Annotated in this window: 21 protein-coding genes; 11 read left to right on the forward strand and 10 right to left on the reverse strand. The window is 72.6% G+C overall.

Going from position 1 to position 24,661, the window contains the following annotated elements; genetic code table 11:
- Positions 1 to 20 precede the first annotated feature (20 nt).
- Positions 21 to 2,132 (forward strand): SpoIIE family protein phosphatase, encoded by a 2,112-nt coding sequence (locus ACZ6B1_RS02770; RefSeq protein WP_468774304.1) that lies wholly within the window; start codon positions 21 to 23, stop codon positions 2,130 to 2,132.
- A 40-nt stretch (positions 2,133 to 2,172) separates the two neighbouring features.
- Positions 2,173 to 3,036 carry an Fpg/Nei family DNA glycosylase gene (locus ACZ6B1_RS02775; RefSeq protein ID WP_468774306.1) on the forward strand — a complete coding sequence of 288 codons (864 nt, stop codon included), beginning with the start codon at positions 2,173 to 2,175 and terminating at the stop codon, positions 3,034 to 3,036.
- A gap of 46 nt (positions 3,037 to 3,082) precedes the next feature.
- Here the strand turns inward: ACZ6B1_RS02775 and ACZ6B1_RS02780 are convergent, their stop codons facing one another.
- From ACZ6B1_RS02780 to ACZ6B1_RS02790, 3 genes are all read right to left on the reverse strand, one after another.
- Entirely contained in the window at positions 3,083 to 3,736 is a 654-nt protein-coding gene (locus ACZ6B1_RS02780) for a zf-HC2 domain-containing protein (RefSeq protein ID WP_468774307.1), read from the reverse strand.
- A gap of 194 nt (positions 3,737 to 3,930) precedes the next feature.
- Positions 3,931 to 4,452: a hypothetical protein gene (locus ACZ6B1_RS02785; RefSeq protein WP_468774309.1), complete on the reverse strand. Its 522-nt coding sequence runs from the start codon at positions 4,450 to 4,452 to the stop codon at positions 3,931 to 3,933.
- A 156-nt stretch (positions 4,453 to 4,608) separates the two neighbouring features.
- Positions 4,609 to 5,157, reverse strand: coding sequence for a sigma-70 family RNA polymerase sigma factor (locus ACZ6B1_RS02790; protein ID WP_468774311.1), 549 nt, complete (start codon positions 5,155 to 5,157; stop codon positions 4,609 to 4,611).
- A 242-nt stretch (positions 5,158 to 5,399) separates the two neighbouring features.
- Here ACZ6B1_RS02790 and ACZ6B1_RS02795 point away from each other — a divergent pair, with 242 nt between their 5' ends.
- On the forward strand, positions 5,400 to 6,542 hold the full coding sequence (locus ACZ6B1_RS02795; RefSeq protein ID WP_468774313.1) for a CapA family protein: 1,143 nt from the start codon (positions 5,400 to 5,402) through the stop codon (positions 6,540 to 6,542).
- On the opposite strand, the gene ACZ6B1_RS02800 is transcribed toward ACZ6B1_RS02795, so the two are convergent.
- Positions 6,543 to 7,967, reverse strand: coding sequence for an amino acid permease (locus ACZ6B1_RS02800; protein WP_468774315.1), 1,425 nt, complete (start codon positions 7,965 to 7,967; stop codon positions 6,543 to 6,545). It abuts the gene before it with no gap.
- 141 nt (positions 7,968 to 8,108) lie between these two features.
- Between ACZ6B1_RS02800 and ACZ6B1_RS02805 the strand changes: the two genes are divergently transcribed.
- Positions 8,109 to 9,380 carry an MFS transporter gene (locus ACZ6B1_RS02805; protein WP_468774317.1) on the forward strand — a complete coding sequence of 424 codons (1,272 nt, stop codon included), beginning with the start codon at positions 8,109 to 8,111 and terminating at the stop codon, positions 9,378 to 9,380.
- Here ACZ6B1_RS02805 and ACZ6B1_RS02810 read toward each other — a convergent pair.
- The gene (locus ACZ6B1_RS02810) at positions 9,316 to 9,786 is read right to left on the reverse strand and encodes a universal stress protein (protein WP_468774319.1); all 471 of its coding nucleotides are present in this window, start codon (positions 9,784 to 9,786) and stop codon (positions 9,316 to 9,318) included. The genes ACZ6B1_RS02805 and ACZ6B1_RS02810 overlap by 65 nt on opposite strands.
- A 110-nt stretch (positions 9,787 to 9,896) precedes the next feature.
- Between ACZ6B1_RS02810 and lysX the strand changes: the two genes are divergently transcribed.
- Both lysX and ACZ6B1_RS02820 read left to right on the forward strand, forming a co-directional pair.
- Positions 9,897 to 13,187: a bifunctional lysylphosphatidylglycerol synthetase/lysine--tRNA ligase LysX gene (lysX, locus tag ACZ6B1_RS02815; protein ID WP_468774321.1), complete on the forward strand. Its 3,291-nt coding sequence runs from the start codon at positions 9,897 to 9,899 to the stop codon at positions 13,185 to 13,187.
- A 103-nt stretch (positions 13,188 to 13,290) separates the two neighbouring features.
- Positions 13,291 to 14,124 carry a polysaccharide deacetylase family protein gene (locus tag ACZ6B1_RS02820; protein WP_468774323.1) on the forward strand — a complete coding sequence of 278 codons (834 nt, stop codon included), beginning with the start codon at positions 13,291 to 13,293 and terminating at the stop codon, positions 14,122 to 14,124.
- Positions 14,125 to 14,151: 27 nt separating this feature from the next.
- On the opposite strand, the gene ACZ6B1_RS02825 is transcribed toward ACZ6B1_RS02820, so the two are convergent.
- Positions 14,152 to 14,835 (reverse strand): class F sortase, encoded by a 684-nt coding sequence (locus ACZ6B1_RS02825; protein WP_468774325.1) that lies wholly within the window; start codon positions 14,833 to 14,835, stop codon positions 14,152 to 14,154.
- Positions 14,836 to 15,167: 332 nt separating this feature from the next.
- Here ACZ6B1_RS02825 and ACZ6B1_RS02830 point away from each other — a divergent pair, with 332 nt between their 5' ends.
- Positions 15,168 to 15,854 (forward strand): hypothetical protein, encoded by a 687-nt coding sequence (locus ACZ6B1_RS02830; protein ID WP_468774327.1) that lies wholly within the window; start codon positions 15,168 to 15,170, stop codon positions 15,852 to 15,854.
- A 117-nt stretch (positions 15,855 to 15,971) separates the two neighbouring features.
- On the opposite strand, the gene ACZ6B1_RS02835 is transcribed toward ACZ6B1_RS02830, so the two are convergent.
- Both ACZ6B1_RS02835 and ACZ6B1_RS02840 read right to left on the reverse strand, forming a co-directional pair.
- Positions 15,972 to 16,736 (reverse strand): bestrophin-like domain, encoded by a 765-nt coding sequence (locus ACZ6B1_RS02835; RefSeq protein ID WP_468774329.1) that lies wholly within the window; start codon positions 16,734 to 16,736, stop codon positions 15,972 to 15,974.
- A gap of 30 nt (positions 16,737 to 16,766) precedes the next feature.
- Positions 16,767 to 17,327 carry a hypothetical protein gene (locus ACZ6B1_RS02840; protein WP_468774331.1) on the reverse strand — a complete coding sequence of 187 codons (561 nt, stop codon included), beginning with the start codon at positions 17,325 to 17,327 and terminating at the stop codon, positions 16,767 to 16,769.
- 333 nt (positions 17,328 to 17,660) lie between these two features.
- On the opposite strand from ACZ6B1_RS02840, the gene ACZ6B1_RS02845 reads away from it, so the two are divergent.
- The 4 genes from ACZ6B1_RS02845 to ACZ6B1_RS02860 all read left to right on the forward strand — a co-directional run bounded on the left by ACZ6B1_RS02845 (position 17,661) and on the right by ACZ6B1_RS02860 (position 23,092).
- Entirely contained in the window at positions 17,661 to 18,623 is a 963-nt protein-coding gene (locus tag ACZ6B1_RS02845; protein WP_468774333.1) for an SCO0930 family lipoprotein, read from the forward strand.
- 280 nt (positions 18,624 to 18,903) lie between these two features.
- Complete coding sequence (locus ACZ6B1_RS02850; RefSeq protein ID WP_468774335.1) at positions 18,904 to 19,716, forward strand: SAM-dependent methyltransferase; 813 nt, start codon at positions 18,904 to 18,906, stop codon at positions 19,714 to 19,716.
- Entirely contained in the window at positions 19,713 to 21,857 is a 2,145-nt protein-coding gene (locus tag ACZ6B1_RS02855) for a putative bifunctional diguanylate cyclase/phosphodiesterase (protein ID WP_468774337.1), read from the forward strand. Before ACZ6B1_RS02850 ends, ACZ6B1_RS02855 begins: the two co-directional genes overlap by 4 nt.
- Before the next feature lie 86 nt (positions 21,858 to 21,943).
- A complete protein-coding gene (locus ACZ6B1_RS02860; protein WP_468774339.1) occupies positions 21,944 to 23,092 on the forward strand; it encodes a tetratricopeptide repeat protein in 1,149 nt (382 codons plus the stop codon).
- Between the two features lie 143 nt (positions 23,093 to 23,235).
- Here ACZ6B1_RS02860 and ACZ6B1_RS02865 read toward each other — a convergent pair whose 3' ends face one another.
- On the reverse strand, positions 23,236 to 24,153 hold the full coding sequence (locus tag ACZ6B1_RS02865; protein WP_468774341.1) for a hypothetical protein: 918 nt from the start codon (positions 24,151 to 24,153) through the stop codon (positions 23,236 to 23,238).
- Positions 24,150 to 24,545: a hypothetical protein gene (locus ACZ6B1_RS02870; RefSeq protein ID WP_468774343.1), complete on the reverse strand. Its 396-nt coding sequence runs from the start codon at positions 24,543 to 24,545 to the stop codon at positions 24,150 to 24,152. Before ACZ6B1_RS02870 ends, ACZ6B1_RS02865 begins: the two co-directional genes overlap by 4 nt.
- Between the last annotated feature and the right edge of the window lie 116 nt (positions 24,546 to 24,661).

Consider the following 24,661-nt stretch of genomic DNA (forward strand, 5'->3'; position numbering starts at 1 on the left):
AATGCTGGCAAGGTGGGCGCATGGCTGATCGGGGAGCGAGCGCCCTGTCTCTCCCGGAGGACTGGCCCGCCCACCCGGACCCGATCCTGGCGCTCAACAACATGGGCAGCTTCGACTGGGACCTGGACACCGGTCTGTTCAGCATGGACGCCCAGGCGCACGAGATCTTCGACATGCGCCCCGACGAATACGACGGCCACCCCGAGACCCTCTCCGTGCGGGTGCCCCCTGCCGAGGCGCACCGCCTGGACACCCTGGTGGCCCTGGCCATCAAGGACGGCCGGGAGAACTACGGCGCCTACTTCCGCGTCCGCCGCCGCGACGGCAGCCTGCGGTGGACCCACACCCAGGGCTACATACGGCGCGACGAAACCGGCCGGCCGCGCCGGATCATCGGGATCGTCCGGGACGCCACCGAGGAGCTCAGCGAGAGCGCGAGCCGCCAGGACGCCGCCGCCCTGGACGCCGCGCGGCGCGAGCAGACCAACGTCGTCCAGATCGCCACCGCCGCCCTCGCCCACGCCCGCACCGTGCAGGACGTCATCGACGTCGTCACCGACACCCACGGGCTGACCCTGCTCGGCTCCAGGAGCCTGGTCCTCGGCCTGGTCGAGGCGGGCCGCATCCGGCTGGTCGCCGAGGGCCCCGCGGGCAGCTTCGTACCCGGCACCCGGGTCACCCATATAGACGAGCCGTATCCGATGAGCGTGGCGGTGCGGACCCTCAGCCCGTGCTTCATCGAGTCACCGCAGGAGTTTGCCGAGCGCTTCCCGCTGCTGTGGTCGCACATCACCGACCTGCGGATCACCTCCGCCGCCTATCTGCCGCTGATCGCCCAGGCCCGCCCGATCGGCGCGATGGGCCTGCTCTACGACGACCGGCGCGGGTTCTCCCCCGAGGAGCGCAACGTACTCGTCGCCCTCGGCAGCAGCATCGCGCAGAGCCTGCAGCGGGCGATGCTCTACGAGCAGGAGAAGGACCTCGCCCAGGGTCTGCAGCAGGCCATGCTGCCGCGCACCATCCCCAGCGTGCGCGGTGCCGACGTCGCCGTCCGCTACCGCGCGGCGGCCGTCGGCGGCACCCTCGGGCGGGACATCGGCGGCGACTGGTACGACCTGATCCCGCTGCCCGGGGGCACCCCCTACGGGGGAGGGCGGGTCGGCGCGGTCATCGGCGACGTCCAGGGCCACGACACCCACGCGGCCGCCGTGATGGGCCAGCTCCGGATCGTGCTGCGCGCCTACGCCGCCGAGGGCCACACCCCGGCCACCGTCATGGCCCGCGCCTCCGTCTTCCTGCGCGAACTCGACACCGACCGCTTCGCCACCTGCCTGTACGCCGAGGCCGACCTGTCCACCGGAGTCGTCCAGGTGGTCCGCGCCGGACACATCGACCCGCTCGTCCGGTACGCCGACGGCACCTGCCGCCGTGTCCCGGTCGAGGGCGGGCTGCCGCTCGGGCTGTCCGCCGAGTTCGGCCGGCTGGAGTACCCCGTCTCCACCCTCGAACTCGATCCCGGCGACACGCTCCTGCTGTGCACCGACGGGCTCGTCGAGCAGCCCGGCACCGACCTCGACGACGGTGTGCGCGCCCTGACGGACCTCATCGCCGAAGGCCCCGATGATGTGCGCGCGCTGGCCAACCGGCTGATAGAGGCGGCCGAGGAGCGCGGCGGCGACGACGACGTGGCGCTGCTCCTGCTGCGCCGCCGCACCCTGGAGGTCCCGCGGGCCGGCGGCCGGTTCCAGCAGCACGTGGCGCCCGGCGACCCCGAGGCGCTCACCCAGGCCCGGCACCTGATCCGTGCCGCCGTCCGCGGCTGGGGCGCCCGGGACCGGGCCGACGAGATCGAACTGGTCGCCGACGAACTCATCACCAACGCGCTGATGCACACCGAGGGCGCCGCCATCGTCACCCTGCGGGTCCTGGAGGGCGGTGACCGGCGGCTGCGGGTCGAGGTCGAGGACTCCTCCAGCGCCCTGCCGCGCCGCCGTGAGGCGGGGGAGGACGGCGTCTCCGGCCGCGGGCTGCTCCTGGTCGACCTGCTCGCCGACGTGTGGGGCGTGGAGGCGCGCGGCGGCGGCAAGGCCGTGTGGAGCGAGTTCCAGGTACCGCGGCGGCCGGCCGGGTGACCGGCGAGGCGTCCCCGGTGCAGGATGGCACTCTGGAACCATGCCGGAACTGCCCGAGGTAGAAGCGCTGAAGGACTTCCTCACCGAGCACCTGGTCGGCCGACGGGTGGTGCGGGTGCTGCCGGTCGCCGTCAGCGTCCTGAAGACGTACGACCCCCCGGTCACCGCGATCGAGAACAGCGAGGTCACCGCCGTGCGGCGGCACGGCAAGTTCCTCGACCTGGCGACGGATGACGGGCTGCACCTGGTGACCCACCTGGCCCGCGCGGGCTGGCTGCAGTGGCGGGACCGGCTGCCCGACGGTCCGCCGCGGCCCGGCAAGGGCCCGCTCGCGCTGCGCGTCGCGCTGGAGACGGGGGAGGGCTTCGACCTCACCGAGGCCGGCACCCAGAAGCGTCTCGCGGTGTACGTGGTCCACGATCCGGAGGAGGTCCCGGGCGTCGCCCGGCTCGGTCCCGACCCGCTCGCCGCGGACTTCGACGCGGACCGCCTCGCCGCCCTGCTGAAGGACGAGAGACGGCAGCTCAAGGGCGCGCTGCGCGACCAGTCCCTGATCGCGGGCGTCGGCAACGCCTACAGCGACGAGATCCTGCACGCCGCGAAGATGTCCCCGTTCAAGCTGGCCGCGTCCCTGACCCCGGAGGAGACCGGGCGGCTCCACGAGGCCCTGCGCGGCACCCTCACCGAGGCGGTGGAGCGCTCACGCGGCCTCGCCGCGGGACGGCTGAAGGCGGAGAAGAAGAGCGGTCTGCGGGTCCACGGCCGCGCCGGTGAGCCCTGTCCGGTCTGTGGCGACACCATTCGCGAGGTCTCCTTCAGCGACTCCTCGCTCCAGTACTGCCCCACCTGCCAGACCGGTGGGAAGCCGCTGGCCGACCGCAGACTCTCCCGGCTGCTGAAATGACGCGATCCGCCCGCCGAGGGGGAAGCCCGGTCGCCGCGACGCCCCGCTAGCGGGGCGTGAGCGACACCAGCGGCTGTCCGTCCGTGGTGCGCACGTCGTAGCGGGCGATCTGGTCCGGATGCATCGAGGAGCCGGCCATGGTCGTGGTCGTCCCGCTGTCGTGGGCGCCCACCGTCCAGCCGGAGACCGTCTGCTCCGAGCCGTCGCGGCCGACGACCACGAGCCGGCAGGAGTGCGGCCCCGAGCCGTCCTTCACGTCCAGCCGCATCCGGCTGCCCAGGTCCCCGTCCTCCGTGGTCACCTGCGCCCACACCCCGGTGCCCGGATCGGTCGCCGCGGTCACCCGGGAGGGCGGGTCCCCGTGCGCGGAGTGCAGCACGACCCCCGGTCCGGCCACGGCCAGCACCACCGAGGCGGCCAGGCCGTAGAGGAAGTGCCGGCGCCGGGCGCGGTGCCGGAGCGCCAGTTCGCCCAGGAGCCGGTCCAGCAGCCGGGGACCGGGCTGGGCCAGGGGGCTGACGAAGCGCGGCGTGGCCCGGCGGTACAGCATCAACTGTCGTGCGGCGGGACCGAATTCGGTCACCTGTGCCGCGCACCGGGGGCACTCCATGAGGTGGTCCTCGAAGCGGAAGGCCTCCGCCTCCTCCAGCACGCCGAGCGCGTACGCGCCGACGTCGCGATGCCTTTCCAGGGACCTCATGCCGAATCCTCGTGCCGATGGGTGCGGGTGGGGTTACTCCGTGCTCCCATCCGTACGCACCCGACAACCGAATCACTCAAGGCGCACACCGAATCGTGACCAAGAGATTCGGAGCGGCCCGCCCCGCGGATTGGTGCGATTTCCAGAGAACCTCAGGAACTCGCCATCGAGAGGGTCAGGGCGGTCTCCGGGCCTCAGAACAGGTGGATGGCGAGATGGCCGAGGGGCAGTCCGAGCCGCCAGGCGGGGGTCCACACCTTGGGTCCGTCGTCCTCGCCGGACACCGCGCCGCCGCCCGGCACCGCGTCCAGATCGGGCGCGAGCAGTTCGGTCTCCTCCAGCCAGCGCCAGGCCTCGGCGGCGAGCGCCAGGTCGGGTGAGGGCGCGGCGGCCGCGGACTCCTCGGCGGCCAGCTCGGCCATCCGCAGGCCCACCCACTCCTGCCACGGCTGGTCGTACGCCGTCAGCGCCAGCCAGTTCTCCAGTTGCGAGATCACCCGGATGCCGGAGAGCTCGCCGTCGGTGTCGGAGAGGAAGACGGTCAGCGCCAGGGCGTCCCGCCCGGCCCGGAACTCGAACGACGTCGGCGGCATCAGATCGCCGGTGCGCAGCAGCTCGTCGGCGATGTACTCGGCGTACAACCAGGCCATCGGGACGGCCAGTTCACCGCCGACGCCGTCGCTGCCGTCGGTGCTCTCGTGACCTCTGTGCGGCATCCCTTCCTGCCTTCCTCCGGTGCGTGCGCCTCGCCCGAACCTCCGGGCCCGGCCACGGGCCCGGCCCCCCGTCCGGAACCACGGATGAGGACAGCTGATTGCCCCAACGGGGTTCTCAGCAAGGGGCTTTGCCGAGGTTTGACCCGGCGGCCGGTTTCACCGCAGGTCGGCCGCGTAACCCGGAAGGACCCCGCGCAGGGCGCGCAGCGCGTAGTACGCGCGGGACTTCACGGTACCGGGTGGAATGCCCAGGGTCCGCGCGGCCTCCGCCACACTGGCCCCGCGGAAGTACACGAGTATCAGCACGTCACGGTGGGCGGGGGTGAGTGTCTTCACAGCCTCCCGGACGTCCAGCGCCGCGGCGGCCCGCTCGGCGTGGTCGGCGGTCACCCGGGCGTTCTCCGGCACCTCGTCGACCACCTCCGGAGGCCGCGCCTGGCGGGCCCGCCGCGCGTCGATCGCGAGCCTGCGGGCCACGGTCAGCAGCCAGGGCCGGACCGAGTCGAAGTCGGCCGCGTGCAGGGCCTCCGGATGCTGCCAGGCGCGCACCAGGGTCTCCTGCACCAGATCCTCGGCGCGCTGCCGGTCTCCGTCGCTCAGCCTCAGCAGCAACGCGAAGAGGGGGCCGCCGTGCTCGCGCTGGAGTGCGGCGAGCTCGTGCTCGGCGGTCGTCGTCCCGCGGGGAAGTGTGGTTACGGCCGTCATGGCCGTATGGCAGCGCAGGGCTCCGCCGGGGGACAGGGGGCGCGCGCCGCTCTGCGACGGACGGTCCGATCGCGTCGGTGAGCGGTCGGGCGAGCGGTGCGCGCACCGGCGCGGGCGGCACCGGATGGGCTAATTCCGGCGCCCCGTTTGTTTGCGCCGGGAGCCGGATTCATACCCATATGCCGTCAAAGCTTTGCCGGTAAACAAGAAGTCCGCAGTGACGACGATGCTGGGGTGAACCGATGATCGCACGCAGGCATCAGGTGGCGCTGGCGCTGACCGCCCTGCTCGCCGCCGGGGCCGCCTGCCTGAACCAGGAGCGGCAGGAGCCCGTCGCGGTGGGCCGCCCGGCACCGCCGGTCGCCCGCGCGGTCACGCTCGTCGCCTCCGGTGACGTGCTCCCGGACCGATCCGTCGCCGAACGGGCCGGCTACGACGCCGGCGGCCAGGGCTACGACTACCGCCCGATGCTGTCCGGCGTGGAGCCCCTCGTGCACGGGGCCGATCTGGCGCTGTGCCACCTGGAGTCCGTCACCGGCGACGGCACCGCGCACGCCGGCGCGACGTCCCCGCCGCAGCTCGCCGCGGGGCTCGCCGCGACCGGTTACGACGGCTGCGCCACCGCCTCCGAGCACGCCCTGGACGACGGCGCCCCCGGCATCCGGCGCACCCTGGACGCCCTGGACCGGGCCGGCCTGCGGCACACCGGGACCGCGCGCACCGAGGCCGAGTCCCGCTCGGTCACCCTGTACCGGGCGGGCCTGGCCAGGGTCGCGCACCTGTCGTACACCTACGGCACCGACGGCCGGCCGCTCCCGACCGGGCAGCCCTGGGCCGTCAACCCGCTCGACGCCGACCGGATCGTCTCCGACGCACGCGCCGCCCGGGTGGCGGGCGCCGACCTGGTCGTCGTCTCCGTGCACTGGGGCACCGAGTGGCAGGACGCCCCCGACCGGACCCAGCTCGGCCTGGCGAACGCCCTGACGGCGTCGACGACCAACGGCCGCCCGGACATCGACCTGCTCCTCGGCGCCCACGCCCACGTCCCGCAGGCCTATCAGAAGGTCAACGGCACCTGGGTCGTCTACGGCCTCGGCGACCAGATCGCCGGCGAGATGTTCAACGACAGAGGCGTCCGGGACTCGCGCGGCAACGAGTCCACCACCGGCCGCTTCACCTTCGCCCCGCCCGCCGTCCCCGGCGACCGCTGGCGGGTCACCAAGGCCGAGTTCGTCCCGCAGATGTACGACCTCGACGCCGGGCGGGTGGTCGACCTCAACCGGGCCATCGCCGGCGGCGCCGAGCTGGAAGGGGTGCGCGACCGCATCCGGGACGTGGTCCTCAGCCGCGGGGCCGCCGGGGACGGGCTGGTCATGGCGGACTGATCAGTCGGCCGGCCGGCGCTCGGCCAGCACCGAGCGCCGGTAGGAGTAGCCGAAGTAGATCACGCAGCCGATCAGGAACCACACCGCGAACCGCACCCAGGTCTGCCACTGCAGGAACGTGATCAGCCAGATGGAGAAGACGACCCCGAGCGCCGGCAGGAACGGCATCCACGGTGTGCGGAAGCCGCGCGGCAGGTCCGGCCGGCGGTAGCGCAGCACGATCACCGCCGTGCACACCACCACGAACGCCAGCAGGATGCCGATATTGGTCAGCTCCGCCGCCTCACCGATCGGGATGAACCCGGCGATGAGCGCCGACGCGCCTCCGACGATCCAGGTCACCCGGGTCGGCACGTGCCGGGTCGGGTGCGTCTTGGCGAACCAGCGGGGCAGCAGCCCGTCCCGGGACATCGAGAACCACACGCGGGTCACGCCCAGCATGAACGTGAACATCACGGTGAGGATGCCGATGATCGCGCCCACCGCGATCACATCGGCCAGTCCGCTCAGCCCGACCGACTTGAACGCCGTGGAGAAGCCGCTCTCCGGGTCGATGTCCTTGTAGTTCTGCATGCCGGTCAGCACCAGGCAGGCCGCGACGTACAGCACCATCGAGATCGCCAGCGAGTAGATGATCGCCTTCGGCATGTGCCGCTGCGCGTCCTTGGACTCCTCGGCGGCGGTCGACATGGCGTCGTAGCCGAACACCGCGAAGAACACGGTCGCCGCGCCGGTGAAAGCCCCGCTGAGGCCGAACGGGAAGAACGGGTGGTAGTTCGCCGTCGTGATGTGGAACACGCCCACCCCGATCACCAGCAGCACCACCAGCACCTTCAGCGCGACCACGAACGTCTCGAACCGGGCCGCGCTGCGGATGCCCTGGGTGAGCAGCCAGGCGATGAGCAGGCACAGCACGGCCGCGAACAGGTCCACCCGGTGCCCGTGGCCGGTCCCGGGCGCGCCCAGCATCCAGGCGGGCAGGTCGGCGCCCATCTCCTCCACCAGGAAGCTGAAGTAGCCGGAGATGCCGATGGCGACCACCGCCACGATGGCCGTGTACTCCAGCAGCAGGTCCCAGCCGATGAACCAGCCCGCGAACTCTCCGAGCACCGCGTACCCGTAGGTGTACGCCGAACCCGCCTTCGGGATCATCCCCGCGAACTCGGCGTACGACAGGGCGGCGCAGGCGCTCGCGACACCGGCGATGAGGAACGACACCAGTACCGCGGGCCCGGCCGTCTGGTTGGCCACGGTTCCGGCCAGCGTGAAGATACCGGCGCCGATGATGCCGCCCACGCCGATGGCGGTGAGCTGCCACAGGCCGAGCGACCGTTCGAGCCCGCCGCCCCCGCCGACCTCGGTCTCCTCGATGTGCTCGATGGGTTTGCGGCGGAGAATTCCTTCGCCCATTCGGAGCTTGGCCATACGTTCCACCTCTTCGCCGACGGCAAACGGCTGACGGCGGATCATGATGGCTCAGCGGCGCCCCTGACGGAAGACGCCACGCACGGGCGGTCCGGCACCGGTCCGGGCGGGATTTGGATCGCGGTACCTCCATTCGCTTTGATGGCGGGGATCAGCGGGAGGTTCGGCATGGGGCGGCGGTTCGGGTGGCTGTGGGCCGCGTACTCGGTGAGCGCGCTGGGCACCTGTCTGGCCTTCGACGCGTTCTCGGTGATCGGGGTCCTCGCGCTGCACGCCGGACCCGCCGAGGTGGCGCTGCTCGCCGCGACCGGGCCGGCCGTGGGCGCCGTGGCGGCGGTGCCGCTCGGACCGTGGGTGGACTTCCGGCTCAAGCGGCCGGTGATGATCGGAATGGACCTGATCAGGTTCGCCGCGCTGCTCACCATCCCCGCCGCCTACGCGCTCGGCGGCCTCGGGCTCGGGCAGATGCTGCTCGTGTCCGTCGTCGTGGCGGCCGCCGACATCACCTTCAACGCGGCCTCCGGCGCCTTCCTGAAGACGCTCCTCCCGGCCGACCGGCTGCTCGGCGCGAACGCCCGCTTCGAATCCGCCAACTGGACCGCCCTCGTGCTCGGGCCACCCCTCGGCGGCGCCGCGATCGGCCTGTTCGGCCCGGTCACCACGGTCGTCGCGAACGCGGTCAGCTTCCTGCTGTCGGCGCTCGGTATCCGGGCCGTCGGCGCCGGTGAGCCCCGCCCCGAGCGGGGGAAGGCCGAACGCCTGCGGGCCGGGGACCTGCTCGACGGCTGGCGGCACATCCTGTCCAGCCCGGAACTGCGGCCGCTGTTCCTCAACAACCTCGCGGCCAATGCCCTGATCATGGTCGCCGCACCGCCGCTGGCCGTGCTCATGCTCGGCCCGCTCGGCTTCTCCCCCTGGCAGTACGGTCTCGCCTTCGCCGTACCCTGCCTGGGCGGCCTTCTCGGCTCCCGGCTCGCCCGGCCGCTGGTCACCCGGTACGGGCAGTGGCGGGTCCTGCGCACCGCGACCGTCCTGCGCGCCGTCTGGCCGCTGGGACTGGCCTTCGTCGGGCCCGGGCTGCCCGGGCTGCTGCTGGTGATGGCCCTGGAGCTCGGCGTGATCACCTGCTCGAGCGTCTACAGCCCCGTGTACGCCACCCGGCGCCTGGAGTGCACCCCGAACGACCGGGTCGCCCGTACCCTGTCCGCCTGGTCGATCACCGGCAAGGCGACGACGGCCGCCCTGACCGCGCTCTGGGGCCTGCTGGCGACGCTCACCGGCCCCCGCACGGCCATCGCGCTGGCGGGCGTGCTGCTTCTCGCGACCCCGCTGCTGCTGAGGGAACCCGCTACGGAACGACCGTCACCGGCCAGCGCCCCGCCTTCACCAGCCGCACCGCCACCGAGCCGATGATGCGGTGCCCGGCCTGCTCCGAGGCGCCCACCACCACCGCGTCGGCCTTGAGCTCGTCGGCGGCCTTCACCAGGCCGTTGTAGGGGTCGCCGCGGAACGTGTGGAACTCCCACCTGACGTCGAATATCCCCCGGACCCGCTCGGTCGCCTCCCGGATGTAGGTGACCAGGTCCTCGGCGATCTCGTCGGTCGTCTCCGCGACCGGCGCCCCGAGCGCGGCCCCGGCCGCCAGCACCGGCTGCACGTACACGACGGCCAGCAGCGCGCGCTGCCGGCGGGCCAGACCGCCCGCGTACGCGGCGGCGCGCAGCGAGGAGTCGGAGCCGTCCACCCCGACCACGATGACCTTGGGCCCGTCGGTACCCCGCTCGAACTGGTGCGCGTGCTGTTCGTGCTGTTCCGTCACGGCCCGAGGCTATCGGAAGCACCCCCTCCTCCGAAGCACGGGTTCACGGGGCCGGTTGACGCGGCTCGCTCGACGGGCGGCCCGACCGGGGGCTTCCTACAGTCGGAACCATGACTGCCACCGCCGGGCCGGCCGCGCGGAGGGCTGCCGGAGGGCCGGGTCACCCGCACGCCGGCGGGCACCTCGGGCGGGTGCCCGAAGCCTTCGCGGCCTTCTTCGCCGCGCTCGGCCTGCTGTGCGCCCTGCTCGCGTTCGCCGCCCCGCTGCGGCGCGTCCTGCGCCCGGTCGTCCGGACCCTCGACCTGCTCCTGGTCCCGATCAGCGCCAACCTCGCCTACGCCGTCTTCCTGTTCCTGCTGGCCGGCGCCACCGCCGCCCGCAAGAAGGTCGCCTGGTGGCTGGTCGTCGTCTATCTGGGCCTGCTGGTCCTCAGCGACGCCCTCGGCCTGGCCCTCGGCCTGTACCGCCAGTCGCTGCCGTCCCTGGTGCTGTGCGCCCTGCTGCTGCTCGTGCTGGTGGCGGCCCGAGGGGAGTTCTGCGCCGCCTCGCGCCGCGGAGCCGTGTGGCGGGCCCTGGGCGTGCTGGTGGGCGGCCTCGCCGTGGCGATCCTGCTCGGGTGGGGCCTGGTCTCGCTGTTCCCCGGCACCCTTCCGCAGGGCCAGCACCTGGCCTGGGCGGCGGACCGGGTGTGCGGCGGACTGGTCTCCAACAGCGCCTACGACGGCCGCCCGCCGCGGCGGGTCACCTTCCTGCTCGGTCTGCTCGGCGCGCTCGCCCTGCTGAACGCGGCGGCCACGCTGTTCCGTTCGCAGCGACTGGAGGCGGCCCTGCACGGCGACGAGGAGGACCGTATCCGGGCGCTGCTGAGGGCCTACGGCGACCGGGACTCGCTCGGCTACTTCGCCACCCGCCGCGACAAGGCCGTCGTCTTCTCCACCAGCGGCAAGGCGGCCGTCACCTACCGCGTCGAGGTCGGCGTGTGCCTCGCCAGCGGCGATCCGGTCGGCGACCCCGAGGCCTGGCCGCACGCCATCGCCGCCTGGCTGGACGTGGCCCGCCGGCACGCCTGGGCGCCCGCCGTGATGGGCGCCTCGGAGGACGGCGCCCGCGCCTTCGCCCGGGCCGGGCTCGGCGCCCTCCAGCTCGGCGACGAGGCGATCCTGCACGTACCCGGGTTCGACCTGAGCGGCCGGGACATGCGCGTCACCCGGCAGGCGGTGCACCGCGTGCGCCGCACCGGCGCCACCTGCCGGGTCCGCCGCCACGCCCAGCTCACCGACCGGGAGACGGAGGAGATCGTCGCGAAGGCCGACGTCTGGCGGGACACCGAGACCGAGCGCGGCTTCTCCATGGCCCTGGACCGACTCGGCGACGCCGCCGACGGCGACTGCCTGCTGGTGGAGGCCCTCGGCGACGACGGCCGCCTCCTCGCGCTGCTCTCCTTCGTGCCCTGGGGCCTCGACGGCGTCTCCCTGGACCTGATGCGCCGTGACCGCGCCGCACCCAACGGCGTGATGGAGTTCATGGTCACCGAACTCTGCGCGGCCGCCCCCAAGCTGGGAGTGCACCGGATCTCGCTCAACTTCGCCGCCTTCCGGTCCGTCTTCGAGGAGGGCGCCCGCATCGGCGCCGGGCCGGTCCTGCGGCTCTGGCGCCGGCTGCTGCTGTTCTTCTCCCGGTGGTGGCAACTGGAGGCGCTGTACCGGTCCAACGCCAAGTACCACCCGCAGTGGTATCCGCGCTTCATCTGCTACGGCGACGCCGCCTCCCTCGCCCGCATCGGCCTCGCCTCCGGCATCGCCGAAGGCTTCGTCTCCGTACCGTCCTTGCGCAAACTCCGCCGAAAGGGGCACCCGAAGACCGGGCGGCGGTCCGCCACCACCGAGGGGCCGCCGTCCACGACGGCGCTCGGCCTCGACGGAGGGGACCAGGCCGGAGCCGTCGCCCCGGACGCGGGCCTGCCCGACCAGGTCCGCGTCCGGCACCACACCCTCGACCGGCTGCGCGCCACCGGCACCGACCCGTACCCGGTCGGTACGCCCCGGCCCACGCACGCCCTCGCCCGTGTCCCGCAGGGACAGGACGTCACGGTCGCCGGCCGCGTCATGCTGGTCCGCGACTTCGGCGGCATCGTCTTCGCGGTACTGCGCGACTGGTCCGCGGACCACCAACTCGCCCTCACCCGGGACCGCTGCGGGCCCGACCTCGACCGCTTCCGGGCCGACACCGACATCGGCGACCACATCACCGCCACCGGACGCGCGGGACGCAGCGACAAGGGCGAGCCCACCGTCTTCGTACGCTCCTGGCAGCTCACCGGGAAGTGCCTGCACCCGCTGCCCGACAAGCGCCACGGTCTCACCGACCCGGAAGCCAGGGTCCGCCGCCGGCACCTCGACCTGCTCACCAGCCCCGAGGCCCGCCGGGTGGTCCGCGTCCGCTCCGCCGCCGTACAGGCGCTGCGCCAGGGCCTGCTGGACCGCGGCTACCTCGAGGTCGAGACGCCGATGCTGCAGCAGATCCACGGCGGCGCCAACGCCCGCCCCTTCACCACCCACATCAACGCCTACGACCTCGACCTCCACCTGCGCATCGCCCCCGAGCTGTACCTGAAGCGGCTGTGCGTGGGCGGCCTGGAGAAGGTGTTCGAACTGGGCCGCACTTTCCGCAACGAGGGCGTCTCCCACAAGCACAACCCCGAGTTCACCATGCTGGAGGCCTATCAGGCGCACGCCGACTACGACGTGATGCTCGACCTGGCCCGGGAACTGATCCAGGGCGCCGCGACCGCCGCCTTCGGCGCCCCGGTCGCGCACAAGGACGGCCGGGAGTACGACATCTCCGGGGACTGGCCGGTCAGGACGGTGTACGGCGCGCTCTCCGAGGCACTGGACGAGGAGATCGGCCCCGGCACCGAACTCCTGCGGCTGCACCGGCTGTGCGACCGCGCCCACGTGCCGTACACCGCCGACGACGGGCCGGGCGACGTCGTCCTGGAGATGTACGAGCGGCTCATCGAGGAACGCACCCTGCTGCCCACCTTCTACAAGGACTTCCCGACCGACGTCTCCCCGCTCACCCGGCAGCACCGCACCGACCCCCGGCTCGCCGAACGCTGGGACCTGGTCGCCTTCGGCACCGAACTGGGCACCGCCTACTCCGAACTGACCGACCCGGTCGAACAGCGCCGCCGGCTCACCGCGCAGTCCCTGCTGGCCGCCGGGGGAGACCCCGAGGCGATGGAACTCGACGATGACTTCCTCGACGCCCTCGAGTACGCGATGCCGCCCACCGGGGGCCTCGGCATCGGCGTCGACCGTCTCGTCATGTTCCTCACCGGCCTGACGATCCGCGAGACCCTGCCCTTCCCGCTGGTACGCCGCGGCCGGCGGCCCTCCTGAAGATCGTTCACGGGCCTCCGGCATTGCGCCGTACGGGTGTATTACCGCCGCCGCACCGGTGTCGTTGTGGTGCGCCGGAGGGGTGCCGGGCGACTGATGAGTCATGCAGAAGGATCAGTTGTTCACACGGCGCCGCATGCTGCTCGCCGGAACCGCCGCGCTGGGCGCCGCGGGCACCGCGGGAATCGTCCTGGCCGGCGGCGAGGAGCCGGCCCGCACCGCCGCACCCGTCGCCGGTCCTCAGGCCCGCCAGCAGCTCAAGTCCTCGGCCTTCCGGCTCCAGCCGCTCACCGGATACGGCCCGCCGCGCGCCGCGCCCCGCAAGCCCAAGGTCCGGCACGAGCCCATCCTGCGCATCTCCGGACGCGGCCGGCAGATGATGCTGACGTTCGACGACGGCCCCAACCCGGCCTACACCCCGCACATCCTGGACACCCTCGCCAAGTACGACGTACGGGCGATGTTCTTCGTCTGCGGGGAGTGCGTCGTGGACAACCGGGAACTGCTGGCCCGGATGGCCGACGAGGGCCACGTCGTCGGCAACCACACCTGGACGCATCCCCTGCTGACCAGCCTCAACCGCAAGGAGATCCGCTCCGAGATGGAGCGGACCAGCGACGTCATCGAGGACAGCTACGGCGAGCGCCCCCAGTGGTTCCGCGCGCCCTACGGCGCCTGGAACCGCGCCGCCTTCCAGATCGGCTCCGATCTGGGCATGGAACCCATGGCCTGGACGGTCGACACGACCGACTGGATGACGCCCGGCACCGGAACCATCGTCGACCGGGTGGAGGACGGCGCCGCCCCCGGCGTCGTGGTTCTCTCCCACGACGCCGGGGGCGACCGTTCGCAGAGCGTCAAGGCGATCCGGGAGTACCTGCCCCATCTGCTCGCCTCCGGGTACCACCTCACCGTGCCGCCCCGGCGGCTCACCTGAGGCGGCGTCCGGCCGCCCGGCGGCGGCTCACTCGACCGCGACCAGGCGGGCGAAGACGACGACGTTGCCGTCGTAGCCGTGCTGCTTGGTGAAACCACCGCCGCAGGTGATCACCCGCAGCTCCGGGCCGCCCTTCGAGCCGTACACCCGGCTGCCGGGGAAGCTGCTCTTCGCGAAGACCTCCACGCCGTAGATCTCGAACACGGGGGTCTTCCCGTCCTGGCGCCGGACCTCGATCCGGTCGCCCTTCTTCAGGGCCCCGAGTCCGTAGAACACGGCGGGTCCCTGCTGGTTGTCGACATGCCCGACGACCACCGCGGTGCCCTTCTCCCCGGGGGACACGGCACCGGTGAACCAGCCCGCCAGGTTGGGGTTCTCCGGTGGCGGAGCGCCGACCCAGCCCTGGGTGTCCAGACCCACGGGCTGGACGGGCGCGTCGACGTGGATCGCCGGGATCCGGACCCGGTCGGCCGGGGAGAACGCCAGCGGGGTGACGACGGCCGCCGCCGCTGCCGGATCCTGCTCCGGCGTGGCACGGCTGTCCGCGGCCGCCGCCGACGCGGGCTGCGGCGGCCCGACGTCGAACTCACCCGAGCCGTTGCGGATGAGCGCCAGACCGGTCAGCAGAACAAGCGCTATCACGCCCCAGGGGGCGCGCTTGCGCCGCCGCTCCTCCTCTTCGGCCAGCTCGGCCAGCTCGGACGCAGACATTCGCCATCCCCTCTCGACGCGGCGGTCACCACGCCTTCGCGCATGGGAAAACGCTAAGTCCCGCGCGCGGCACGGGCGACGGGGCGGCGGGCGAACGGGTGGCCCGTCACCTTGTCGGTGCGCCATCCGAGTTGCAGCGGAAAGGATTTTTCTGATGGGCCGTGACCTGCGTAAATATGTGATTGTGTGGTTTTCTGTCGGCGTGTCCGCTCACCAGAACGGAGCATTCTCGATGTGCGGGCGTGTTCCGGGCGCCTGAGGGTCTTGTCGGGAGGTGCTTTCTCGCCGATCGCCCGGGAACCGGACCCGGGGTGCCTCCCGCGGAGGATCACATGCGAAACCAACGTGCCCTGGGGGCCGCGTGCGCTGCGGTCGCCGTACTCGGGCTTGCCACCGCCCCCGTGGCCGTCGCGGACGGCATGGGCAACGGGGGCGGCCCGTCGGACACCACCGGGACCGGGAACACCGGCGCGGTGGTGATCCCCGGAACCGGCAACGGAAACTTCAACGGAGTCCTCCCCGGGAACGGATTCCTCCCCGGGAACGGATTCTTCCCCGGGAACGGCAACTTTCCCGGGAACGGGAACTTCCCTGGGAACGGGAACTTTCCCGGGAACGGGAACTTTCCCGGAAACGGCAACTTCAACGGCAACCTGAACGGCAACTTCAACGGCAACTTCAACGGTCACGTCAACGGACACATCGGCGATGGACGGGGCAACTTCAACAACGGCAACAGGCCCTTCAACAACGGCAACGGCCCCGTCAACGGCAACAGGCCCTTCAACAACAACGGTCTCAACAACAACAGCTTCGGCGACGGCAACAACAACGCCGGCCAGGGCGACCCGCGCCCCAACAGGTGGCCGTCCGGCGGCGTCAGGGCAGGCCTCGGCGGTGGCATCTCCACCGGTGCCACTCCGACCGACATCGCCATCGGCGGCGGGCTGGTGGCCGCCGCCACCGTGTTCGGGGGCGGCACGTTCTGGCTGCGCCGCCGGCCCGGCAAGCGCGTCTGAGCGGCCCCGAGCCCGGCTCCTGCCCGGAGCCCGGCCCCTTCGAAGGCCCCCGCCTCGCCCCGGTCCCGTTACGAGACCGGGGCGAAGCCCTGCGGCGGGCCCACCGGACGGAGGACCCTAACTTCCCGAGCCCGGGATCAGAGTGAGGAACGGCTCGGCGGTCGCCGCGATGCCCCGGCTGTAGGGGGCGTCGAAGTCCCAGATGAGGAACAGCATGAAGGCGATGGTCGCGGAGAACAGCCCGGCCAGCACGAGTTCGCGCGCGGTGCGCCGGATCTGCAGGGCGAAGACCATGCCGATGGTGATCACCGCCCCGCTGAGCAGCCCCCACCACACCACGGGCGGCATGGTCGGGCCGGTCGAGTCGGCACGCGCGTTGCGTGCCTGGTCGGCGGCGGCCATCTGGTCCAGCACCGGCTGGTACGCCTGCGCCTCGTAGTCGTTCCCGGGCCGATAGTCGGTCACGTCGTGGCGGACCCGCGCAAGCAGCGCGGCGCCGCGCTCGGTGACCTGGCCGCGCTCGGTCATCGACCTCCACTCGGTGGTCACCACGTACCGGGCGTACGTGTCGACGTCGGCCCGGATGCGGTCGCGGACGTCGGGCGGGTAGACCCGGACCCGCTCGGAGATCTCGTGCAGCGCCTGTGCCTCGGCCTGCACATGGTCCTGGGCGGCGCTGCGCGCCTCCCAGACGCCCGCGATGGCCAGGCCCAGGACGATCGCGTACACCACGCCGATCCACATCGTCATGTACTCGATGACATCCGGGGTCTCACTGGGGTCCTCGTCCTCGGGAGCCCTTTTGTGCCGTACGAGGGTGATGACGACCACGACGGCACAGGCCCCCAGCATGGCGAGGACGAGAACAAGCCAATCCGACAACGGTGCCTCCAGAGGTGAGCGGCCGACGCCTCAGCGCGGGCGCAGCGCCGCGACGGCGACGATCGCGGGCACGGTGATGAGCAGGACGTAGGTGACCGGTGAGGTGGGGGAGGGGGCTGGATGGTGGGCCGGCCGCGGGCGGTACGCCGGGTAGCTCACGGGGGTCGCGGAGGGCCGTGGGGCGGGCTCGGTGGACGGGGCGGGCTTCGGCGCCGGGGGCGGGGCCGGCGGGGGAGTGGGTCTGGGCTTGGGCCGGGGCGCGGGCGCCACCGGGGCGGGCCGCGCGGGTGGCCGTGGCTTCGGCGGGGGCTTGGGCGCCGGTGTCGGCCTCGGCTCGGGCGCGGGCTTCGGCGGCGGGGTCGGCGTCGGGGTGGGCGTCGGTGTCGGGGTGGGCGTCGGGGTGGGCGCCGGGGAGGGGGTCGGCGGGCACGGGGGCGTCGGTTCCGGGCACTGCGGGACGGTGGGCCAGTGGGCGCCGCCGCCCGCCACGGCCACCGCCACCGTGCCGTCCGGGCCCGTCGAGGCGTACGCACAGGCGTCGGCCGACGCGGCCCCGGCCGGGCAGCCCACCAGGGTCCAGGTCAGTGCCATCAGGGCCAACGCCCGCGTGACGGGCGCGCATCGGGTCGCTTCGGGTCCTTGCACGACGAAGATCATGAGGCGCGGAGCGGGGCCGTGGTCCGCAGTGCCCGGGGATTGGTCCGAAGGGATGACAAAACGCCATCCATGGTTTGGCGGGGTGAAACACAGCAACCGGCCTGTTTGAGCGTCTTTGTGCCCCCCCCCGCTCCGGAGGTCGCGTCACAAGAGCCGAAAAGAATTTCGCGCCCGGGTTGAACACTCCCGCCCCTTCGGCGCGTACCCATGACCGTGCGGCGGCGCAGCAGAGCGCTGCAACATTCAGGCGAATTATGGGAGTTGACGATGAGGACCTCCTGGCGGACCGCCTCGCTGGTGGCTACGGCCGCTTCGGTGCTGGCACTGACGACGGCGTGCGGTCAGGACAACACCACGACCCCCGCGTCGGCGGCCCAGAACGTGGGCGCCACGGCGGCGGCAGGCGACTACGGCAGCCCGGCCGGCACGGGAACGGGTGCCGGCAACGGGTACGGCGCCGACGGCAACCAGAGCTCCAGCTCCCCGAGCCCGGCGGCCCCCGCGGGCAAGCTGACCGTGGCCGCCAACCCCGACCTGGGCAATGTGCTGACGGACGGCTCCGGTCTCACCCTCTACCGGTTCGACAAGGACACCGCCAACCCGCCCAAGTCGAACTGCTCCGGCGACTGCGCCACCACGTGGCCGCCGGTGCCCGCGGACGACGCCACCGCCGGTGCCGGGATCGACAAGGCGCTGCTGGGCGAGGTCACCCGGGCCGACGGCGGCAAGCAGCTGACCGTGGGCGGCTGGCCGGCCTACCGCTACGCCAAGGACGTCAACTCCGGTGACGTGAACGGCCAGGGTGTGGGTGGCAAGTGGTTCGCGCTCGCCCCCGACGGCAAGAAGGCCAAGGTGTCCGACCTGCCCGGCCTGTCCGTGCACAAGGACCCCAAGCTGGGTGACATCGTCGTGGACAAGAAGGGCATGACGGTCTACCGCTTCCTGAAGGACCAGGCCTGGCCGAAGTCCGTCTCGAACTGCACCGGCGCCTGCCTGGAGAAGTGGCCGGCCGTCGGCCCGGTGAACGCCGACGACACCGAGGGCGTGAAGAAGAAGGGGCTCATGCCCTTCACCCGGCCCGACGGCGTCAAGCAGATGTCGGTCAACTGCTGGCCGATCTACACCTTCTCCGGTGACAAGGCCCCCGGAGACACCAACGGTCAGGGCGTGGGCGGCACGTGGTACGCCGTCTCGCCCGACGGCAAGCCGGTCGGCGCGCCGGGCAAGTAAGGATCACCTCCCCAGGGTCGATCGCCCCGCCCACCGGCGCGTGACCGAAGGTCCGCCCCCTCCGCACCGCACGGAGGGGGCGGACCGTTCGTGTGCCGTGCGAATCGCCGGAGCCGGCCGGGGCGTCGTGACACAGCGGGGCGGCACGGCCACTTGCCGCAGGCAGTGACCGGGAACGGATGGTCAATTTCCGGTTCGGCTCGCTCCGTTGGCGGGCGATCAGTAGCCTCTGCTCGAACACCGGATCGCCTTCCCCGTCAGCCACCCCTGGGAGAGATACATGGAGCGTCCCGCCTGGGCCCCCCGGAGCATCGACATCTCGGTGCCGAGCGTTTCGCGTATCTACGACTTCTACCTGGGCGGATCGCACAACTTCGAGGTCGACCGGGAAGCGGCGCGCAGGGCGATGGAGTTCATGCCGGGGCTGCCGAAGGTCATGCAGGCCAACCGGGCGTTCATGCGTCGCGCGGTGCGGTTCGCGGCGGGCGAGGGCATCACCCAGTTCCTCGACATCGGCTCCGGCATCCCGACCTACGGCAACGTCCACGAGGTGGCCCGGTCCGCGGCGCCGGACGCCCGGGTGCTGTACGTCGACCACGACCCGGTCGCGGTGGCGCACAGCGAGGCCGTACTCCAGGGCGACGACGGCACGGACGTGATCGCCGCCGACCTGTGCAAGCCCCAGGAAATCCTCGCGAGCCCCCAACTCAGCCATCTCATCGACCTGAATCGGCCAGTGGCGCTGCTTCTCGTTGCGATACTTCACTTCGTGGAAGACGCGGACGACCCCTACGGTGCGGTGGCCGAGCTGCGCGAGGCACTCGCGCCCGGCAGCCTGCTGATCCTCACCCATGCCTCGTACGAGGGAATTCCCCTGACGCCGGAGCGGGCCGAGGGCACGGTGGACGTGTACAGGGACATCCGCAACCCGCTGATCATGCGCTCGCACGACGAGATCGCGCGGTTCTTCGAGGGGTACGACATGGTGGAACCCGGAGTGGTGCCGATGCCGCGCTGGCGGCCGGAGTCGGCGCCGGAGGACGAGGATCCCTATGCCTTCTCCGGGTTCGCCGGCGTGGGGCGCAAGGCGTGAGCGCGGAGCCGGACGGGCCGGAGGACAGACTGCGCCGGTTCGCGACGATCTGGAGCCGGGCGGTCTTCCCGGTCACCTCCACCTCGCTGACCCGCGCGGAGTTCGAGCAGCGACTCCAGCCCCTCGCAGGCCGGTTGCGCGACCTGCTGCACACCCGCAGCTTCGCCGCCGACGAGGCGAAGTCCATCGGCTCCGCGCTGGTCGCCGCGCACTGCACCGACCCCGAGGCACTCGCCCGTACCCTGGACTGCGTCGACGCCTACCTGGTGCTCTACTGCGGCGACGACAGCCCGAAGGACGAACTGCGCGCGCGCTCCTCGCGGTTGCAGCACGCGATGGCCGCCGGTTACGCGCAGGCGCTGCGCGAGCGTACCCTCGCCGAACAGGAGGCCATCGCCCAGGCCGCGCTGCGGGCCCAGGGCGTGGTGGCCCAGGCGCTGCACGCGAGCGAGGCCCGGTTCCGCGCCGTGTTCGAGGGCGCGGCCATAGGTATCGGCATCGCCGACCTGGAGGGCAACATCCTGCAGGTCAACAAGGCGCTGCTGCGCATGTTCGGCCTCTCCGAACCGAGCCTGCGCGGCCGCCGGGTGCCGGAGTGGACCCACCCGGAGGACGCGCCGCAGACCTGGAAGCTCTACGAGGAACTGGTCCGCGGCGAGCGCGAGCACTACCACGTCGAGAAGGCCTTCAACCGCCCCGACGGAACCGCTCTGTGGACCAACCTGACGGTCTCCCTGCTCCGGGACGCCGACGGCAACCCGCAGTACCAACTGGCCCTCATGGAGGACACCACCGAGCGCCGCCTGCTCAACCTCCGGCTGCGCTACGAGGCCACCCACGACGCCCTCACCGGCCTGCCCAACCGCACGCTGTTCTTCGAGCGCCTGGAGAAGGCCCTCTGCGCGGGCGAAGGTCAGCGCTTCGGCCTGTGCTACCTCGACCTGGACGGCTTCAAGACCATCAACGACAGCCTCGGCCACGCGGCCGGCGACCGGCTGCTGGTGGAGGTCGCCGACCGGCTCCAGTCCTGCGCCACCGCGCCCGGCGAGATGGTCGCCCGGCTCGGCGGCGACGAGTTCGTGGCGCTGACCACCGGCACGGACACCGAGCGCGAGGTGGACGAACTCGCCGAGCGCATCATGAGCGCCCTGGTCACCCCCATCAGCATCGACGGCCGGGACCTGCTGGTGCGCGGCAGCCTCGGTATCGTGGAGGGCCCGGCGGGCGAGCGCACCGCGGCGGAGGTGCTGCGCAGCGCGGACATCACCATGTACCGGGCCAAGTCGGCGGGCGGCAACCGCTCCGAGCTGGCCGACCCGGAGGCGGACGCCCGCGCCATCACCCGTCACGGCCTCACCACCGCGCTGCCGACGGCCCTGGAGCGCGGCGAGTTCTTCATCGAGTACCAGCCCCTGGTCCACCTCGGCGACGGCAGCGTCCGTGGCGCCGAGGCCCTGGTCCGCTGGCTGCACCCGCAGCACGGCGTGCTCGGCCCCGACCGGTTCATCCCGCTCGCCGAGCACACCGGCCTGATCGTGCCGCTCGGCCGCTGGGTCCTGGAGGAGTCCATCCGGCAGGCCCGCGAATGGCGGGAAATGCACGCGGGTCAGGACGCCGCGGGCCCGCTGCGCATCAACGTCAACCTCTCCCCGTGCCAGCTCGGCCATCCCGGCCTGGTCCAGGACACGGTCGACATCCTCGAGCGCGCGGGCGTCACCCCGGACGCCCTGTGCCTGGAGGTCACCGAGTCGGCTCTGATCGGCGCCGACGACGACCTCCTCAAACCGCTGCGCCGGCTCGCCGAGATGGGCGTCGACATCGCCCTGGACGACTTCGGCACCGGCTACTCCAACCTCGCCAACCTGCGCCGGCTGCCGGTGAGCGTCCTGAAACTGGACCGCTCCTTCACCCGGGGCATGCAGCAGTTCCCGGCCGACCCGGTCGACCTGAAGATCGTCGAGGGCATCGTCTCCCTGGCCCACAGCCTGGACCTCGCGGTCACCGTCGAAGGCGTGGAGACCGGCGCCCAGGCCGAGCAACTGCGCATCCTGGGCTGCGACACGGCCCAGGGCTGGTACTACGCCAGGCCGGGCCCGCCGGAGAGGCTGCACGAGCTGGCGCTCGTGGACGCGATCGGCTGACGGCCGCCTCATCGGGGTACGACTACCACGGGCGGGCCGCACCCGTGCCCGCCACCGTGTCGTTCCACCTTAGGACGGAGGACCGGATGTCGGATCGCTCGGTGGATGAACTGCGCGCACAAGTCGCCGAGTTGGAGGCGAGCCGGGGATCCTGGGAACTGGAGACCACGGCGGCCCGGCACGATCTGGCGGGGGCCCTGCACGAGTCCGGGCAGTTGCTCGAGGCGGTGGAGCAGTACGCGCTGGCCTGGGACGGGTTCGCACGGCGCTTCGGACCGTCGCACCTGTTCACCCTGACCTGCCTGAACAACTTCGCCCTGGTGCTGCGGGACCTGCGCCGCTGGGACGAGGCGCTTAACCTGTTCGGCCAGGTGCACGCGGAGCGCGTCGCCTCGCTGGGATCCGCGCACCCCCTGACCCTGAACGCCGCGAACAATGTCCTCAGCGTGCTGGTGAGGAAGGGCGATCTGGCCGCCGCGGCCGAGGAGTACCCGGCGTTCGTGGACGCCTGCGAGCACACCTTCGGTCCCGAGGACGGCACGACACAGGCCGTCCGGCGGGACCACGCCGACGTCCTGCGGCGGCTCGGCCGGCACGGGGAGGTCGTCCGGATCCTGGGCACGTCCGCGATGTGGCCGGTCGGCCAGGTGCTCATCGGCTGCGCCCGGCTGCTGCGCTACACGGGACTGTTCCCGGTGGCGATGACCGCGAGCCGCTACGGCGCCGAACTGACGCTCGCTCTGCACGGGGGCGGCCGCACCGACCTCGGCGCCGGGCGCGAACTGCGCGACGACGACCTCGGCATCCGCTGCGCCGTGGTCGCCCCACGGGACCTCCCCGAGCCGTACGACCCCGCCGAGAACCTGTTGGTGACGGCCGACCAGGTCGCGGACGCGGTGGGCGCGCTGGGCGAGCACCTGGCCGAGGCGGACCGGGAACTGGGGGACGGGCGGCTGAGGGTGCGGGTCCTCGTGCACCACGCCCACTGGCCGAGGCTGAGCGCGCCGCCGTCGCTGACGGTCGACCGCAGGCTGATGTCCGCGCGCAACCGCGCCCGGCACGACCGCGTGATGCGGTCGACCCCGCACCACCCGGCACCGCAACCGGCCGCCCGCCGCGGCCTCCTGGGCGCCCGGGGCGGCTTCTCGGTACGCCTGGCCTCCGCGCCACACGTCACCGTGTCCACCGCCATCGGCCTGGACGCCCTTCCACCGCCGTCCCCGGCAGAGGCGTGAGGCGTCCTGTGCGGTGCCGGGCCGGCTTCCCCGCGGCCCGACCGGCGGTGCCTGATGGATGCCGTGCGGTGCCGGCCGCAGCGCGTCGGCGCGGGCGAGCGGGCGGGCGCGACGGGTGGCGGCCGGCCCGGTGACCCGGTGGCTCATCCGTCGAAGCGCGACAGGTCCGTGCGGTCCTTGCGCAGCAGGGTGGTCGCCGTGCCGCCCTCCTCAGGGCCGAGCCGGCCCGGGCAGTCGATCCCCAACTGCACCACCAGGTCCCGGCCGTAGAGGTCGACCGTCGCCTCCACGAGATCGGCCTGCACACCGACGGCGATCCGGGCCCGGTGGCGGGCGGCGATCAGCACGCCGGCGGCGAGCACGGCGGCTGGCCACCACACCACGGCGAGCGGCAGATACAGCAGTCCCCAGCCCATCAGCCGCGCGCTCGCGCCGACACCGGCCCGTGCCTCGCCGAGCTCGGCCCGCGCCGCGTCGGGAACCAGCAGCCACAGCCGCGGCCAGGCGGCCGTCAGATCCAGGTGGTACGTGTCGTGCACCCGCTCGTCCACGGCGTACAGGCGATCCCCCATCCAGGTCGGCCGGGACGACGGCTCGGGGCAGATGGCGTCGCGGCGTGCGATCGCCGCCCTGAGCACCCGCGCCGTGCGCGGGGTGCCGCCGGACGCCGTGAACTCCCGCAGTGCGGCGGTCACCTGCTCGTCGGCCCGCTGCCAGCGCCGTCCGCGCGAGGCGGCCAGCGCCCGCAGCAAGGGCTCCTCGCCGGACGCCCACCACACGCGCTCCACGAGCTGGGCGGCCGCCGAGGCGGCCAGTCCGGCGGCGGCCGAGGCGGCGGTGAACCCGGCGGCCCCGATCAGCACCGTGCCGAAGCGGCCGCTGGCCGGAGCGGCGGCGACCGAGTCCAGCCAGGCGGTCAGCACCCAGGGGTCGAGCGCGTGCCCGTGGCCGAGCAGCACGGCGACGGCCGCGGTGGACACGTAGAAGGCGCCCGGCAGGACGAGCAGCGCCGCCCAGCGGCCCGCCACCTGCTTGCCCAGTTCGGCGAGGACCGTGATCACAGCCGGGTCTTCCGGGAGACCAGCGGGACGCCGGTCAGCCCACAGGAGGGCGGCGGGGTCCGCGACCCATGGCGCTGCTCCCGCGGTTCGAGACGCGAACAGGCCGCCTCGGCCGGGCAGCCCCACACGGTGACCACGGGATGCGCACGACCGCCCCGCAGCGGGTCCAGCGCGCGCGGTCCCACGGTGAGCCCGTCGATGCCGTGCCGGGCGAAGGCGTCGTCCAGGGAATCGAGATCCGCCGTGACCGAGGGAGCGCGGCTGCCGGACCGGGCGGCCTCGCCCAGCCGGGTCAGCGCTTCCCCCACCCCGTAGCGTTCGGCCCGCTCCCGCAGCCCGGCGTCCCCCGCCTGCGCGCACAGCCGCGCCAGCCGCTCCGCGATCTCGTCCATCGACGGCTCCTCGAACTCCCCCGCGCCACAGCCGTTCCGTGGCCGGCCGGGTTCAACGTACCCGTCACCCATGGTGGTGGACACGGGACGGACGGGAACCGGGGGAGGAGGACAAT

The organism is Streptomyces sp. NPDC041129, assembly GCF_055592265.1.

What these genes read in the sequence shown, in the direction of transcription:
- ACZ6B1_RS02770 (WP_468774304.1), top strand. Translation starts at nt 21, where the DNA reads ATGGCTGATCGGGGAGCGAGCGCCCTGTCTCTCCCGGAGGACTGGCCC.
- ACZ6B1_RS02775 (WP_468774306.1), top strand. Translation starts at nt 2,173, where the DNA reads ATGCCGGAACTGCCCGAGGTAGAAGCGCTGAAGGACTTCCTCACCGAG.
- ACZ6B1_RS02780 (WP_468774307.1), bottom strand. Translation starts at nt 3,736, where the DNA reads ATGAGGTCCCTGGAAAGGCATCGCGACGTCGGCGCGTACGCGCTCGGC.
- ACZ6B1_RS02785 (WP_468774309.1), bottom strand. Translation starts at nt 4,452, where the DNA reads ATGCCGCACAGAGGTCACGAGAGCACCGACGGCAGCGACGGCGTCGGC.
- ACZ6B1_RS02790 (WP_468774311.1), bottom strand. Translation starts at nt 5,157, where the DNA reads ATGACGGCCGTAACCACACTTCCCCGCGGGACGACGACCGCCGAGCAC.
- ACZ6B1_RS02795 (WP_468774313.1), top strand. Translation starts at nt 5,400, where the DNA reads ATGATCGCACGCAGGCATCAGGTGGCGCTGGCGCTGACCGCCCTGCTC.
- ACZ6B1_RS02800 (WP_468774315.1), bottom strand. Translation starts at nt 7,967, where the DNA reads ATGGCCAAGCTCCGAATGGGCGAAGGAATTCTCCGCCGCAAACCCATC.
- ACZ6B1_RS02805 (WP_468774317.1), top strand. Translation starts at nt 8,109, where the DNA reads ATGGCGGGGATCAGCGGGAGGTTCGGCATGGGGCGGCGGTTCGGGTGG.
- lysX (WP_468774321.1), top strand. Translation starts at nt 9,897, where the DNA reads ATGACTGCCACCGCCGGGCCGGCCGCGCGGAGGGCTGCCGGAGGGCCG.
- ACZ6B1_RS02820 (WP_468774323.1), top strand. Translation starts at nt 13,291, where the DNA reads ATGCAGAAGGATCAGTTGTTCACACGGCGCCGCATGCTGCTCGCCGGA.
- ACZ6B1_RS02825 (WP_468774325.1), bottom strand. Translation starts at nt 14,835, where the DNA reads ATGTCTGCGTCCGAGCTGGCCGAGCTGGCCGAAGAGGAGGAGCGGCGG.
- ACZ6B1_RS02830 (WP_468774327.1), top strand. Translation starts at nt 15,168, where the DNA reads ATGCGAAACCAACGTGCCCTGGGGGCCGCGTGCGCTGCGGTCGCCGTA.
- ACZ6B1_RS02840 (WP_468774331.1), bottom strand. Translation starts at nt 17,327, where the DNA reads ATGGCACTGACCTGGACCCTGGTGGGCTGCCCGGCCGGGGCCGCGTCG.
- ACZ6B1_RS02845 (WP_468774333.1), top strand. Translation starts at nt 17,661, where the DNA reads ATGAGGACCTCCTGGCGGACCGCCTCGCTGGTGGCTACGGCCGCTTCG.
- ACZ6B1_RS02850 (WP_468774335.1), top strand. Translation starts at nt 18,904, where the DNA reads ATGGAGCGTCCCGCCTGGGCCCCCCGGAGCATCGACATCTCGGTGCCG.
- ACZ6B1_RS02860 (WP_468774339.1), top strand. Translation starts at nt 21,944, where the DNA reads ATGTCGGATCGCTCGGTGGATGAACTGCGCGCACAAGTCGCCGAGTTG.
- ACZ6B1_RS02870 (WP_468774343.1), bottom strand. Translation starts at nt 24,545, where the DNA reads ATGGACGAGATCGCGGAGCGGCTGGCGCGGCTGTGCGCGCAGGCGGGG.